Origin of the sequence: Serratia sp. K-E0102, assembly GCF_029962625.1 — a bacterium.
Classification (GTDB): domain Bacteria; phylum Pseudomonadota; class Gammaproteobacteria; order Enterobacterales; family Enterobacteriaceae; genus Serratia; species Serratia sarumanii.
Genome location: NZ_CP124754.1, coordinates 3,880,759 through 3,893,973 on the forward strand (window position 1 = coordinate 3,880,759; position 13,215 = coordinate 3,893,973).

13 protein-coding genes are annotated in these 13,215 nt (G+C 61.3%); all 13 read right to left on the reverse strand.

Annotation, left to right across the window (positions count from 1 at the left end):
* Positions 1-20: 20 nt before the first annotated feature.
* Positions 21-1,202, reverse strand: coding sequence for an outer membrane protein assembly factor BamB (gene bamB, locus SSARUM2_RS18485; RefSeq protein WP_033648914.1), 1,182 nt, complete (start codon positions 1,200-1,202; stop codon positions 21-23).
* Between the two features lie 11 nt (positions 1,203-1,213).
* Positions 1,214-1,834 (reverse strand): YfgM family protein, encoded by a 621-nt coding sequence (locus tag SSARUM2_RS18490; RefSeq protein WP_033635592.1) that lies wholly within the window; start codon positions 1,832-1,834, stop codon positions 1,214-1,216.
* A 13-nt stretch (positions 1,835-1,847) separates the two neighbouring features.
* Entirely contained in the window at positions 1,848-3,122 is a 1,275-nt protein-coding gene (gene hisS / locus SSARUM2_RS18495) for a histidine--tRNA ligase (protein ID WP_033635593.1), read from the reverse strand.
* A 139-nt stretch (positions 3,123-3,261) separates the two neighbouring features.
* Positions 3,262-4,383 (reverse strand): flavodoxin-dependent (E)-4-hydroxy-3-methylbut-2-enyl-diphosphate synthase, encoded by a 1,122-nt coding sequence (ispG, locus tag SSARUM2_RS18500; RefSeq protein ID WP_016929756.1) that lies wholly within the window; start codon positions 4,381-4,383, stop codon positions 3,262-3,264.
* A gap of 47 nt (positions 4,384-4,430) precedes the next feature.
* Positions 4,431-5,405: a cytoskeleton protein RodZ gene (rodZ, locus tag SSARUM2_RS18505; RefSeq protein ID WP_060453056.1), complete on the reverse strand. Its 975-nt coding sequence runs from the start codon at positions 5,403-5,405 to the stop codon at positions 4,431-4,433.
* Positions 5,395-6,144: a type IV pilus biogenesis/stability protein PilW gene (gene pilW / locus SSARUM2_RS18510; protein WP_060453105.1), complete on the reverse strand. Its 750-nt coding sequence runs from the start codon at positions 6,142-6,144 to the stop codon at positions 5,395-5,397. Before pilW ends, rodZ begins: the two co-directional genes overlap by 11 nt.
* Positions 6,145-6,242: 98 nt before the next feature.
* The gene (locus SSARUM2_RS18515; RefSeq protein ID WP_004941426.1) at positions 6,243-7,439 is read right to left on the reverse strand and encodes a bifunctional tRNA (adenosine(37)-C2)-methyltransferase TrmG/ribosomal RNA large subunit methyltransferase RlmN; all 1,197 of its coding nucleotides are present in this window, start codon (positions 7,437-7,439) and stop codon (positions 6,243-6,245) included.
* Positions 7,440-7,671: 232 nt separating this feature from the next.
* Positions 7,672-8,097: a nucleoside-diphosphate kinase gene (gene ndk / locus SSARUM2_RS18520; protein ID WP_004941424.1), complete on the reverse strand. Its 426-nt coding sequence runs from the start codon at positions 8,095-8,097 to the stop codon at positions 7,672-7,674.
* 162 nt (positions 8,098-8,259) lie between these two features.
* Complete coding sequence (sseB, locus tag SSARUM2_RS18525) at positions 8,260-9,090, reverse strand: enhanced serine sensitivity protein SseB (RefSeq protein WP_060443639.1); 831 nt, start codon at positions 9,088-9,090, stop codon at positions 8,260-8,262.
* Positions 9,091-9,179: 89 nt separating this feature from the next.
* The gene (gene pepB, locus SSARUM2_RS18530) at positions 9,180-10,475 is read right to left on the reverse strand and encodes an aminopeptidase PepB (RefSeq protein ID WP_060453057.1); all 1,296 of its coding nucleotides are present in this window, start codon (positions 10,473-10,475) and stop codon (positions 9,180-9,182) included.
* 300 nt (positions 10,476-10,775) lie between these two features.
* Positions 10,776-10,976: a Fe-S cluster assembly protein IscX gene (gene iscX, locus SSARUM2_RS18535; protein ID WP_049234866.1), complete on the reverse strand. Its 201-nt coding sequence runs from the start codon at positions 10,974-10,976 to the stop codon at positions 10,776-10,778.
* Positions 10,977-11,008: 32 nt separating this feature from the next.
* Positions 11,009-11,344: an ISC system 2Fe-2S type ferredoxin gene (gene fdx, locus SSARUM2_RS18540; RefSeq protein ID WP_004941417.1), complete on the reverse strand. Its 336-nt coding sequence runs from the start codon at positions 11,342-11,344 to the stop codon at positions 11,009-11,011.
* 2 nt (positions 11,345-11,346) lie between these two features.
* Entirely contained in the window at positions 11,347-13,197 is a 1,851-nt protein-coding gene (gene hscA, locus SSARUM2_RS18545; protein WP_033648918.1) for a Fe-S protein assembly chaperone HscA, read from the reverse strand.
* Positions 13,198-13,215 lie beyond the last annotated feature (18 nt).

Consider the following 13,215-nt stretch of genomic DNA (forward strand, 5'->3'; position numbering starts at 1 on the left):
AAGCCTTGCGACGAGCGGCGTTAGCGGGTGAAAGCGTAAACTTTCCCGCCGCGAGCCTGGATGACCAGCTTGTCGCCGGCCACCATCGGCGCAGACAGGAAGCCGGAGCTGTCCACTTCCTGCTGGGCGACAAAACGGCCATCGGTGGTGTTGATCCAGTGCAGATAGCCTTCGGCGTCACCGGTCACCAGATAACCATTATACATCACCGGCGGCGTCAGGTTGCGGTGCAGCAGATCGCTCTGCGTCCACACGGTCACGCCGCCTTCGGTGCTGAGCGCGACTACGCGATCGTTCTGGTCGATCAGGTAGATGCGGCCCGCGTCGACGATGAAATCGTTCACCGAACCCAGCTCGCGTTTCCAGATAATCTGGCCGGAACGCAGATCCAGCGCCGTCAGGTTGCCGTTGTAGCCCAGCGCGTAGACCACGCCGTCAACGATCACCGGCGTGGTGTCCACGTCATTCAGGCGATCGATTTCGGTCGCGCCGCTCGGCTGAGAAATACGCTGTTGCCAGATCAGTTGACCCTGCTGCATCAGCACGGCGCTGACGCGGCCGTTGTCACCGCCGACGATGGCGGCGCCAAAGGCGACGGCCGGCGCGGATTCACCGCGCAGCGACAGCGAAGGCATGTCCAGGTTAACCGTCCATTTCACCGCGCCGTCGGCTTCGTTCAACGCCTGCAGCATGCCGTTGGAGGTGTGCACCAACACCATGCCGTCGCTGACAACCGGACGGGAGATCGCTTCGCCGGCCACTTTGGTCTGCCAGGCGATGGCGCCGTCGGCGGTGTTCAATGCGTAAACCACCGCTTTTTCGCTGCCGACGTAAACCTTGTCACCCGCGACCGTCAGGCCGCCGGACAGCAGCGCAGACAGGTTGCTGGAGAAGAAGCCGGTCTTCTCGGAGAGATTGACCTTCCACTTCTCGTTGCCGCTGTCGGCGTCCATCGCTTTCACGATGCCGAAGCGATCGGCGGCGTAAATGGTGCTGTCCTGATAGGCCGGACGCAGGTGGGAGTAATACTCACCGATGCCGTCGCCCACCGAGGTGCTCCACGCCTTGCTCGGCGTAAACTGATTTTCAACTTTCGGCAACGGCGACATGGTAACCACGTCTTCTTCGCTGTTAAACAGCGAGCAACCACTCAGCAAGGCAGCGGAAACCAGTCCGACCAAGAGTGTTTTACGCAATTGCATGGGAATTCCCCTTAGCTGGACAAGTTATTCAATTTCATGCGCAGCAGAACCTGCAGCGCCTGAGAAGCGTTGGACTCAATGCCTTTGCTGTAAGCTTCGCGCGCGCCTTTGGCGTCGCCCTTGGCCAGCAGCACATCGCCGCGCACATCCTGCATCATCGCCGCCCAGCCTTCGCCTTTCACGCCATCCAGCGTTTTCAGCGCTTCATCCAGCTTTTTCTCCTGCAGCTGGACGCGCGCCAGACGCAGGTCGATCATCGCCAGCAGGTTGTCGTCTTTGGTCTGGCCCTGCGCCAGCGCCAATTGCTGTTCCGCCTTGGCGAAATCATTCTGTTCGACAAAGTGCTTGGCCAACTGCAGCGCGGCCAATACGCCGTAGCTGTTGCCGTTAGCCTGGACAAATTTCTCCGCGGCAGCCACGTCATCCGGCTTGCCGGCCGCCAGACGATCGCTGGCTTCCTGATAGGATTGCGACGCAGCCATCATGTTGGAGTTTTCATGGCTCTGCCAGTAACGCCAGCCAACCAGGGCACCAATTCCGAGCACCACGCCCACCGCCAGCGCTTTGCCGTTCTCGGCAAAGAACCGACGCAGTGCGTCGACTTGTTCGTTTTCAGTGGTATAGACTTCCACGGTGTCCTTCTCCTTAACCTAACATCAAAGCCAGACGCGCAGCGACTTCGCTTTGCGCCAGCGTTTCTTGTTCACCACTGCGCAGGTCTTTCACCACCACCTGCTGCGCCGCCACTTCGCTCTCACCCAGGATCAGCGCAATGCGCGCGCCCCATTTGTCCGCACGGGTGATCTGCTTCTTGAAGTTGCCGCCGCCGTAATTGGTCATCAGCTTCAGCTGCGGCGCCGCGTCGCGCACCTGTTCAGCCAGCTGCATCGCCGCGCTCTGGGTGCCCGCGCCGGAAGAGATGACGTACACGTCGATAGCCGACGGCGCCTTGAATTCCGGGTTAACCGCCTGCACCAGCAACACCAGGCGTTCGAGGCCCATGGCGAAACCGACCGCCGGGGTGGCGCGGCCGCCCAGTTGCTCGACCAGGCCGTCGTAACGGCCGCCCGCGCAGACGGTGCCCTGCGCGCCCAGGCTGGTGGTCACCCACTCAAACACGGTGCGGTTGTAGTAATCCAGACCGCGCACCAGGCGCTCGTTAACGGTATATGGGATACCTGCCTGCGCCAAAAGTTCACACAGACCGGCGAAGTGAGCACGGGATTCTTCATCCAGGTACTCGGACAGGCGCGGCGCGTCGTTCAACAGCGCCTGCACCTCAGGATTCTTGGAGTCCAGCACGCGCAGCGGGTTGCTGTACATGCGGCGTTTGCAGTCTTCGTCCAGCACCTCAACGTGCTGCTCCAGGAACGCCACCAGCGCGTCGCGGTAGTTGGCGCGCGCCTCCAGCGAACCGATGGAGTTCAGCTCCAGCTTGACGTGCTCGGCGATGCCCAGCGCTTTCCACCAGCGGGCCGTCAGCAGGATCAGCTCGGCGTCGACGTCCGGGCCTTGCAGGCCGAACACTTCCGCGCCCAGCTGATGGAACTGACGGTAACGGCCCTTCTGCGGGCGCTCGTAGCGGAACATCGGGCCGATGTACCACAGACGCTGTTCCTGATTGTACAGCAGACCATGTTCGATGCCGGCGCGCACGCAGCCGGCCGTCCCTTCTGGACGCAGCGTCAGGCTTTCGCCGTTGCGGTCTTCGAAGGTATACATCTCTTTTTCCACGACGTCGGTCACTTCACCGATCGCGCGTTTGAATAACGGGGTCTGCTCTACAATCGGCAACCGGATTTCGCTGTAACCGTAGCTGCCCAGCACCTGCTTGAGGGTGCCTTCAATACGCTGCCATAATGCCGTTTCTTCCGGCAGGTAGTCGTTCATGCCGCGAATGGCTTGAATGTTCTTTGCCACGTGAGTTCTCTGTCCGTTGTCTGTAAAAATGAACCTGATTATAGGGACTTTGCCGCCCGGTATTCAACGCGGATGCGGTTTTCTGCCCTTCAGGTTCATAAACAAGCGGGCCAACAGGCCCGCCGTGTAGCGATAACGCTTATTTTTCCAGCAGGTTGACCGTGATGCGGTTGCTTTCGTCCATCATCGCGGCCTTGGCGCGAATTTTCGCTTCCAACTGGTCGATCATCTGTTCGTTGTCGAAACGCTCTTTCTGGCGCACGCCGTCTTCATAGAAGCCGCTCTTCTTGTGGCCGCCGGTCACGCCCATGGTGGACACCAGCGCTTCGCCCGGGCCGTTCACCACGCAGCCGATGATCGAAACGTCCATCGGCGTGATGATATCTTCCAGGCGCTGCTCCAGCGCGTTCACCGTGCCGATCACGTCGAACTCCTGACGCGAACAGGTCGGGCAGGCGATAAAGTTGATACCGCGCGCGCGGATGCGCAGCGACTTCAGGATATCGAAACCGACCTTCACCTCTTCGACCGGATCCGCCGCCAGCGAGATGCGCAGGGTGTCGCCGATGCCTTCAGACAGCAGCATGCCCAGGCCGATGGCCGATTTGACCGACCCGCTGCGTGCGCCGCCGGCTTCGGTGATGCCCAGATGCAGCGGCTGATCGATGCGCGAGGCCAGCAGGCGGTAAGACTGCACCGCCAGGAACACGTCCGACGCCTTGACGCTGACCTTGAACTGGTCGAAGTTGAGGCGATCGAGGATGTCCACGTGGCGCATGGCGGACTCCAGCAGCGCTTCCGGCGTAGGTTCTCCGTACTTTTCCTGCAGGTCTTTCTCCAGCGAGCCGCCGTTGACGCCGATGCGAATCGGGATGTTCTTGTCGCGGGCGCAGTCCACCACCGAGCGAATGCGCGATTCGTTGCCGATGTTGCCCGGGTTGATGCGCAGGCAGTCTACGCCGTATTCGGCAACCTGCAGCGCGATGCGATAATCGAAGTGGATATCGGCGACCAGCGGCACGTTGACCTGCTGCTTGATCAGCTTGAACGCCTCGGCGGCGTCCATGGTAGGAACCGAAACGCGGACGATGTCGACGCCCACGCGCTCCAGCGCTTTGATCTGATTAACCGTTGCTTCAACATCGGTGGTACGGGTGTTGGTCATCGACTGCACGGCAATCGGCGCGCCATCACCAATAGGCACCTTGCCGACGTAAATGCGTGTAGATTTTCGACGGTTGATGGGCGCTTGGTTATGCATTACTTACTCTCCATTGCTGCTCTGACATCACGACCGGTGCCGCGCGATTACTGCGCGGCGACGGTCAGGCGAGCAACACGGTTTGACTTAACGAACCGGCTTAAATCAACCGGTTTACCCTGATACTGGATCTGAACTGCCGCCGGCGCGCCGATGGTCAGTTTATACGGCGCAGTGCCGGTCAGGTTCAGCTTGCCACCCTGCTTCTGGGTGCCGCTGAACAGCGTCTTACCGCTCGAGTCGGTCACCTGCAGCCAGCAGTCGGCAGAGAAATCCATCACCAGCGCATTCGGATCGGCCGCCGGCGCAGCCACGCCCGCATCGGCGGTCGGCAACGGCGCTTGTGCCGCCGGCGCGGTTTCCGGCAGGGTGGTCTGGCTTGGCGACACCACGGCAGGCTGCTGCTGAGCCGCACTCGGCGCCTGGGCGGTCGCCGCCGGCGCCTGAGCCGCTGCGCCAGTATCGGCCGGCGCGGCGCTGTTGTCGGTCAACGGCACGTTGGTGCCGGCATCGGCATTGCCGTCGGTCAGCGGCACGGACTGCCCTTCGTTATTCTGCGAAAGCTGCGCGGAGGACTGATCGGCCATGGTGGCGATCTCTTCCTGCTGGGCCTTGTGGTTTTGCCACCACCAGGCGCCGGTCAGGCCGATCACCACGAACACGATAAGCCAGGTGAAGCTCATCAGCCAGCCGTCGCGTTTCTTGCGGCGCTTGCCCAGCGAGAAGCTTTGCATCGGCGCCACTTTCGCCATCTTCAACGGCGCCTGCTTGGCCAGCATCGGCAGCAGTTCGTCTTCCGGCAAATGCACCAGCTTGGCGTAGGAACGGATGTAGCCGCGCACGAAGGTGGACGCGAGGTCAGCGGACACGCTGTCTTCCTCGATATCGCGCACGGTGGACATTTTGAGACACAGGCGTTCTGCAACGGTCTGTTGGCTCAGCCCGAGTTGCTCACGGGCCTGACGCAGGCGCTGGCCCGTCGTCATGGATACGGTTTTATCTTGGGAGGCTTCAGTATTCATTAGCTAAGAACTGCTGGTACTGTTTGGATTGTGGAAAACTTCGCGCTAGCTGCTTGCCATAGCGTTGAACGCTATCCTGACGGCCGGCTAACGCGGCGAAACGAATCTGTAACCATAAGCTGCTGGCGCTGGCCGGCAGAACATGCTGATAAACATTCAATAAAAGTTGCGACTGGGCGCGCTTCCCTTCTCCAAATTGCTTTTCGGCCTCCGCCAACAGCGGAGTGCCTTTGTCCGGATCGACTTTCAGCGCGCGGCTCAACAGCGTGCGCGCCTCATCGTTTTGTCCGGCCTTGAGAAAACAGTAACCTGCGTTTTCCAGGCTGTCGGCGACCTGGCCATAATCGGGCGCCAGCGCCGCAGCGCTAAACTGCTGTTGCGCCGGTACATACTGCCCTAAACCGCAAAGAAACGCACCGTAATTATTCAATACGGTGCCATTGCCCGGCGCAAGTTTGAGCGCTTGCCGATAACGCTGTTCGGCCGCGGCATTTTCACCGATCCGCTGTTCATAGAGCGCCATGCCCAACTGCGTGCGGTAATCCTGCGGGGCCGCGTCCAGCGCCTTTTCCAGGTTCTGGCGCGCGGCGTCCATATCGCCTTGCTGCAGGTACTCCAAGCCCAGCTGCAACCGCGTTTGGCTCGCCTCAGAGACTTGCGCTTCCTTTTCCGGCGCTGAACCGGAACACCCGGCCAACAACCCGGCCGCCAGCCACACACCCCACAGTTTCAGCTTCATGCCCGCATTCATTTCCTTATCGGCCGTCAGCTAACGCCCGCCAGCGACACGCTTTCGCATAACAGGCTGTTAGATAACAAAAAATGGTGCTATAGGATTCAGACCGCCCGTACGTTGATAGGTTCCCCGGCCATTTTCTTCTTCAGGGTACGCTTGGTACGGTCGATCACTTCACCCGCCAGTTGCCCGCAGGCGGCGTCGATATCGTCACCACGGGTTTTACGAACAATAGTCGTAAAGCCGTATTCCATCAACACCTTGGAGAAACGATCCACCCGGCTGTTGGAGCTGCGGCCGTAAGGGGCGCCCGGGAACGGGTTCCATGGGATCAGGTTGATCTTGCACGGCGTGTCTTTCAGCACTTCCGCCAGCTGATGCGCATCGTCGGTGCTGTCGTTGATATGATCCAGCATCACGTACTCGACGGTCACGCGGCCCTGGTTGGCGTTGGATTTCTCCAGATAGCGGCGCACCGCGGACAGGAAGGTCTCGATGTTGTACTTGCGGTTGATCGGCACGATCTCATCGCGGATGGTGTCGTTCGGCGCGTGCAGCGAGATCGCCAGCGCCACGTCGATCATGTCGCCCAGCTTGTCCAGCGCCGGCACCACGCCGGAGGTAGACAGGGTCACGCGGCGTTTGGACAGGCCAAAGCCGAAGTCGTCGAGCATGATTTCCATCGCCGGCACCACGTTGTTCAGGTTGAGCAGCGGCTCGCCCATCCCCATCATTACCACGTTGGTGATCGGGCGTTGGCCGGTCACCTTCAGCGCGCCGATGATTTTCGCCGCGCGCCACACCTGGCCGATGATTTCCGACACGCGCAGGTTGCGGTTGAAGCCCTGCTGCGCCGTCGAACAGAATTTGCACTCCAGCGCGCAGCCCACCTGCGAGGAGACGCACAGCGTCGCGCGGTCGGCTTCCGGGATGTACACGGTTTCGACCTGCTGATCGCCGACTTTAATCGCCCACTTGATGGTGCCGTCGGCCGAACGCTGTTCTTCCGCCACTTCCGGCGCGCGGATTTCCGCCACGCGTTGCAGCTTGCCGCGCAGGACTTTGTTGATGTCGGTCATCTGCTCGAAATCGTCGCAGCAGTAGTGGTAAATCCACTTCATCACCTGATCGGCGCGGAACGGTTTCTCGCCCATTTCGGCGAAGAACTCGCGCATTTGCTGGCGGTTCAGGTCCAGCAGGTTGATTTTGGCCGCAGCCGGTTGCTCCACGTTAACGGAGGGGGTAGTCAGCGAATTATTTTCAGACACGGTGTGCTCGGACGTGATGGGTTCTAACATAATGATCTCTGGCCTCGTTATTACACGTTATGGCGCTAAAGAATGGACAGTAAGTTGTGCATTTCAGCCCGCATGATTCGGGTGGCGGCACTAAAAACACGCCCCTGACAAGTCGTCTTATCAGGGGCGCGGCATTGTACAAATTTTAGTAGCGGGTGGCTACGGCTGAAAGGCATTCAGGGCATTTTTATTGTTTCAGCCGGTGAATGCCTGGCTATCAGCAACGGCACGATTAACGTGCGCAGATTTCGCTTTCGTTGAAGAAGTAAGCGATTTCGCGCTGTGCGGATTCAACGGAGTCGGAACCGTGAACGGCGTTAGCGGTGAAGCTGTCCGCGTAGTCGGCACGCAGGGTACCGGCCAGCGCGTTGTCCGGGTTGGTTGCGCCCATGATGTCGCGGTTGCGCTGCACGGCGTTTTCAGATTCCAGAACCTGCACCATGATTGGGCCGGAGGTCATGAACTCAACCAGACCGTCGAAGAATGGGCGGCCTTTGTGCTCAGCGTAGAAGCCTTCAGCTTGCTCGCGAGTCAGACGCAGCATTTTAGCGGCGATGATTTTGAAACCGGCGCGCTCGAAACGAGCGTAGATAGCGCCGATGTCGTTGTTGGCTACAGCGTTTGGTTTAACGATGGAAAAGGTACGTTCTACGGTCATGATGGCCTCTGTATGACTTCCAAAACAGGCCGGTCTGCAATGTTGCCGGCCTTCTCAAGTGGCGCAGATTATATGTGCGCCGTTAACGCTTGCCTACGGGAAAATCAACATTTCATTAAAAAAATATGATCTTCATGATTCATTTTCGACCACGCGGCGGCGCTACTGGGTCTTGTCGGTAGACGGGATCAAATTGCGCAGCCAACTGCCCCAGCGGCGCTGATAAAACGGCTGCGTATGGGAGATCAGATAGTGGCTGATGCCGCGCTCGTTCTCCGACACCAGGCAGAAATCCACCGGTTCGTCGTTCGGCGCCGTTTCGCTGGCGACGCTGCCGGCCTCGTTGATCAACGCTTCGATCTCCGCCGGCTCGGCGTCCACTTCCAGCCCGATCAGCAGATTCGGCTTCTCGTCCGCCGCCTGATCGTGCATCAGCGCCAGAAACGCGCGGCGCACCGGCTTGCGCTGGCTGAACAGCGTGGTCAACGCATCCACCATCGCCGACGGGTACTCTTCGGGCTGCCCCAGCAGGATTTGGGTCTCTTTATCGACGTAATGCTCCACCGGTTTGGCGACGCCGCCGGTCGCCAGCAGCATCGCCACCTCTTCCGGATAGAACTCCTTGCCGTACTCCGCCTTCGGGTTGAGGAACAGATCCGCACCCTGGGTGATTTCGAACAGCACCCGCGCCGGCATGGCGATGAACGGCTGTTCGTCCTCAACGGCCTTCTGCAGCGCTTCCAGCGAGGTGAAGAACGGAATGATGCTGCCGCCGTCCTGCTTCTCCCAATGCTGGATATTGACCGGCGTATCCGCGTTCAGCGCGATGTCGCCGTCCTGCTGCACCTGCTCGCTGTCGCCGAGGATCAGCACCGTGGCGTCGAGCAGTTCACGGAAGAACGCCGGGCGGTGGGCCGGCTCCGTCACCGCCAGCTTCAGCAGGCGTTCAAGTTCGTTCTCGCTCGGGGCGGCATCGTGATGATGGGCACTCATGGCAAACTCCAGGGATCAAATAGCGAGGCCCAGCATGCTGGGCCCCGAAGATAATGCGCATTCTAGCGCCCGACGCGGCGGGCGTTCAATTATTTGGCTTTGCTCAGCAGCAGGTTGGCCAGGGTACGCACGCCCAGACCGGTCGCGCCGGCCGACCACTGCTCCACCGCGCCTTTGCGGTAGGTGGCGGAACAGTCGATGTGCAGCCAGCCTTGCTGGTAATTCTTGACGAAATGCGACAGGAAGGCCGCCGCGGTGCTGGCGCCGGCGGTGTAGGCCGGGCCGGCCACGTTGTTCAGCTCGGCGAAGTTGGACGGCAGTTGGCTGCGGTGGAACTCGGCCAGCGGCAGACGCCAGAACGGCTCTTGCTCGGCGGTGGCGCTGTTCAGCAGCTCCTGCGCCAGCGCGTCGTCGAAGCTGAACAGCGCATGGTAGTCGTTGCCGACCGCGGTTTTCGCGGCGCCGGTCAGGGTGGCGCAGTCGATAATCAGCTGCGGGTTCTGCTCAGAAGCGTCGATCAGGCCGTCGGCCAGCACCAGGCGCCCTTCCGCATCGGTGTTCATCACCTCAACGGTTTTGCCGTTGCGGTAGCGAATGATGTCGCCCAGTTTGAAAGCGTTGCCGCTGACCATGTTGTCGGCGCAGCACAGGTACAGCTTCACGCGCTGCTTCAGGCCGCGCGCCGCCGCCAGCGCCAGGGCGCCGGTGATGGTGGCCGCACCGCCCATGTCAGCCTTCATCGAATCCATAAAGGCGCTCTGTTTCAGGCTATAACCGCCAGTATCGAAGGTGATGCCCTTGCCGACCAGGCAGGCGAACACCGGCGCATCCGGGTTACCGGTCGGGTTGAAGTCGAGCGCCAGCAGCACCGGCGGACGCTCGGAGCCGCGGCCGACGGTGTGGATGCCGGCATAGTTCTGCTCGCGCAGATCTTCGCCCTTGGTGATGCGGTAGCTGACGGCATCGCAGCCGACGTCGCACATCAGATCGACGGCGCGGGTCGCCAGTTGCTCTGGCCCCAGCTCTTCCGCCGGCATGTTGATGGTGTCGCGCACCCAGTCAACGATCTTCAGGCGCTTATCCAGCTCCTGACGCGCGGCTTCCGGCAGCTCGGCCCATTCGACGTTGCGCTGCCCTTTCGGCCCGCGGTAACCCTGCCAAAACGCCCAGCTGTTTTCCAAGTCCCAACCGTCGCCGGCCAGCTTGACGTTTTTGATGCCCTGACCGTCAATTTTGCGGCCCGCACGCTGGATCGCGCCCAGCTTGTCGGCGCCGGTCAGGTGGATGGTCATCCCTTCGCCGTTGGTGCTGAGCAGCGCTTTTTCGCCCCAACGGGCGTCGGCAGGTTGTTGCGACAGCGTGACCTGCATGAATTCTGTTGTCATAGCCTTCTTACTCCGGATGTTCCCTTTATTATTTCATTAGGGCTTTATTGCATACCCTATGGATTTCAAATTGCAGCTAGGCGCCCAGCGATCTCATCCCCAGGAGCTTACTCAGGTAAGTGACTGGGGTAAGACAAATCTGCCGGGAGCAGATTTGAACGCTGCTCGCAGCGGCCCCTTGGGGCGTGGCCCACGGATGGGCCACGTAACTACGTGCAGGTAACAACGCTGCGGTTTGAAAGACGACGGGTATGTCGGATACAAAATAAACGGGCCGCCCATGGCAGCCCGTTACGCTATTTACTCCGCTTCATCTAACCAGACCAGCAGGATCGCTTCCAGTATTTTTTCGTTGGAAGCCTGCGGATCGTCGTCGAACTCTTCCAGATCGCAGATCCACTGATGCATGTCGGTAAAACGCACGGTTTTCGGATCGGTGTCCGGGTATTGGTCGTACAGGGCTTCGCCGATTTCACGGCTGTCGATCCACTTCAGTCCCATTATGATCTCCGGGTTGGCGCTGCGGCTAACAATTAATGCTCACGCGCGTGGTTGACGGTGTAGCGCGGCATTTCGACCACCAGATCTTCGTCGGCGACCAGCGCCTGGCAGCTCAGACGGCTTTCCGGCTCCAGCCCCCAGGCCTTGTCCAGCATGTCGTCTTCCAGCTCGCTGCTCTCTTCCAGCGAATCGAAGCCTTCACGCACGATGCAGTGGCAGGTGGTGCAGGCGCAGGATTTCTCGCAGGCGTGCTCGATTTCAATGCCGTTGCGCAGCGCAACGTTGAGGATCGACTCCCCTTTTTCGGCTTCCAGAACCGCCCCTTCCGGGCAAAGATCTTGATGGGGCAGGAAAACAATTTTAGGCATGGTTAAACCTCATCCACAGAATGGCCAGCCAGCGCGCGGCGAATGGAAGCGTCCATGCGGCGCGCGGCAAAATCTTGCGTTTGTGCATCTAATGTTTTGATGGCGTCTTCGATAGCGGCGGGATCTTCACCCTGCACCGCCTGCTGCAACGCCTGGGTCGCGGCGGCGATCGCCTGGCTTTCCGCCTCGCTCAGCAGCGCGGCGTCGCTGGCCAGCGCGCCCTGCAGGCTTTCCAGCACCCGCGCGGCTTCCACGCGTTGCTCCGCCAGCTTGCGCGCGCCCACGTCGCTTTGCGCGTTGGCCATCGAATCTTTGATCATGCCGGCGATTTCGCTGTCCGACAGGCCGTACGACGGCTTCACCTGGATCGAAGCTTCGACGCCGGTGGATTTCTCCATCGCGGTGACGCTCAGCAGACCGTCGGCATCCACCTGGAAGGTGACGCGAATGTGCGCGCCCCCGGCAGGCAGCGGCGGCAGGCCGCGCAGCGTGAAACGCGCCAGCGAACGGCAGTCCTGCACCAGCTCGCGCTCGCCCTGCAGCACGTGGATCATCATCGCGCTCTGGCCATCTTTAAAGGTGGTGAATTCCTGCGCGCGCGCCACCGGAATGGTGGTGTTGCGCGGGATCACTTTCTCCACCAGACCGCCCATGGTTTCGAGGCCCAGCGACAGCGGGATCACGTCCAGCAGCAGCATATCGCTGTCCGGCTTGTTGCCCACCAGAATGTCGGCCTGGATCGCGGCGCCGATGGCGACCACTTTATCCGGATCGATCGACGTCAGCGGCGTGCGGCCGAAGAAGGCGCCCACCTGCTCACGCACCAGCGGCACGCGGGTGGAACCGCCGACCATCACCGCTTCCAGCACCTCGTCGGCGGCGACGCCGGCGTCTTTCAGCGCGCGGCGGCAGGCCATCAGCGTGCGTTTCACCAGCGGGGCGATCAGCGCTTCGAACTGGGCGCGGGTCACCTCGCCCTGCCAGCCGGCCACCTCGACGCGCACGCTGTCGGCATCGCTCAACGCGATTTTAGCGGCGATGGCGGCGTCCAGCAGCTGGCGCTGCACGCCGTGGTCGCTGCGATCGGCCACGCCGGCCTGCTCGCGCAGCCAGTCGGCCAGCAGGTGATCGAAGTCGTCGCCGCCCAGCGCGGAATCGCCGCCCGTGGCCAGCACTTCGAACACGCCGCGGCTGAGGCGCAGAATGGAGATATCAAAGGTGCCGCCGCCCAGATCGTAAACCGCGATCACCCCTTCCTGGCCGGAGTCCAGCCCGTAGGCGATCGCCGCCGCGGTCGGTTCGTTCAGCAGGCGCAGGACATGCAGGCCGGCCAGACGCGCCGCGTCTTTGGTGCCCTGGCGCTGCGCGTCGTCGAAGTAGGCGGGAACGGTGATCACCACGCCATCCAGCTCCCCTTCCAGCGCCGCTTGCGCGCGCGCGGACAGGGCCCGCAGGATATCGGCGGAGACGCCGACCGGGTTAACCGGGCCGCCGGCGGTGACGATCAGCGGCAGGCCGTTGTCGCTGGCCTGGAATTGATACGGCAGGTTCGGGTAACGTTGCTGCACGTCCGCCAACGAGCGGCCCATCATGCGCTTGATGGAGCTGACGGTATTGGCCGGATCCTGCGCCGCCTGTTGGCGCGCCTCCCAGCCGACGCGCTGCGCATCCGCCTGATAATGCACCACCGAAGGCAGCAAATGGCGGCCCTGTTCGTCGGCCAGCGTTTCCGCTTGCCCGCTGCGCACCGTGGCGACCAGCGAGTTGGTGGTGCCTAAGTCGATGCCGGCGGCCAGACGTCGCTGGTGCGGCGCGGCGCTGAGGCCAGGCTCACTAATTTGTAATAAGGCCATGTTGAAGCTTCCACAATC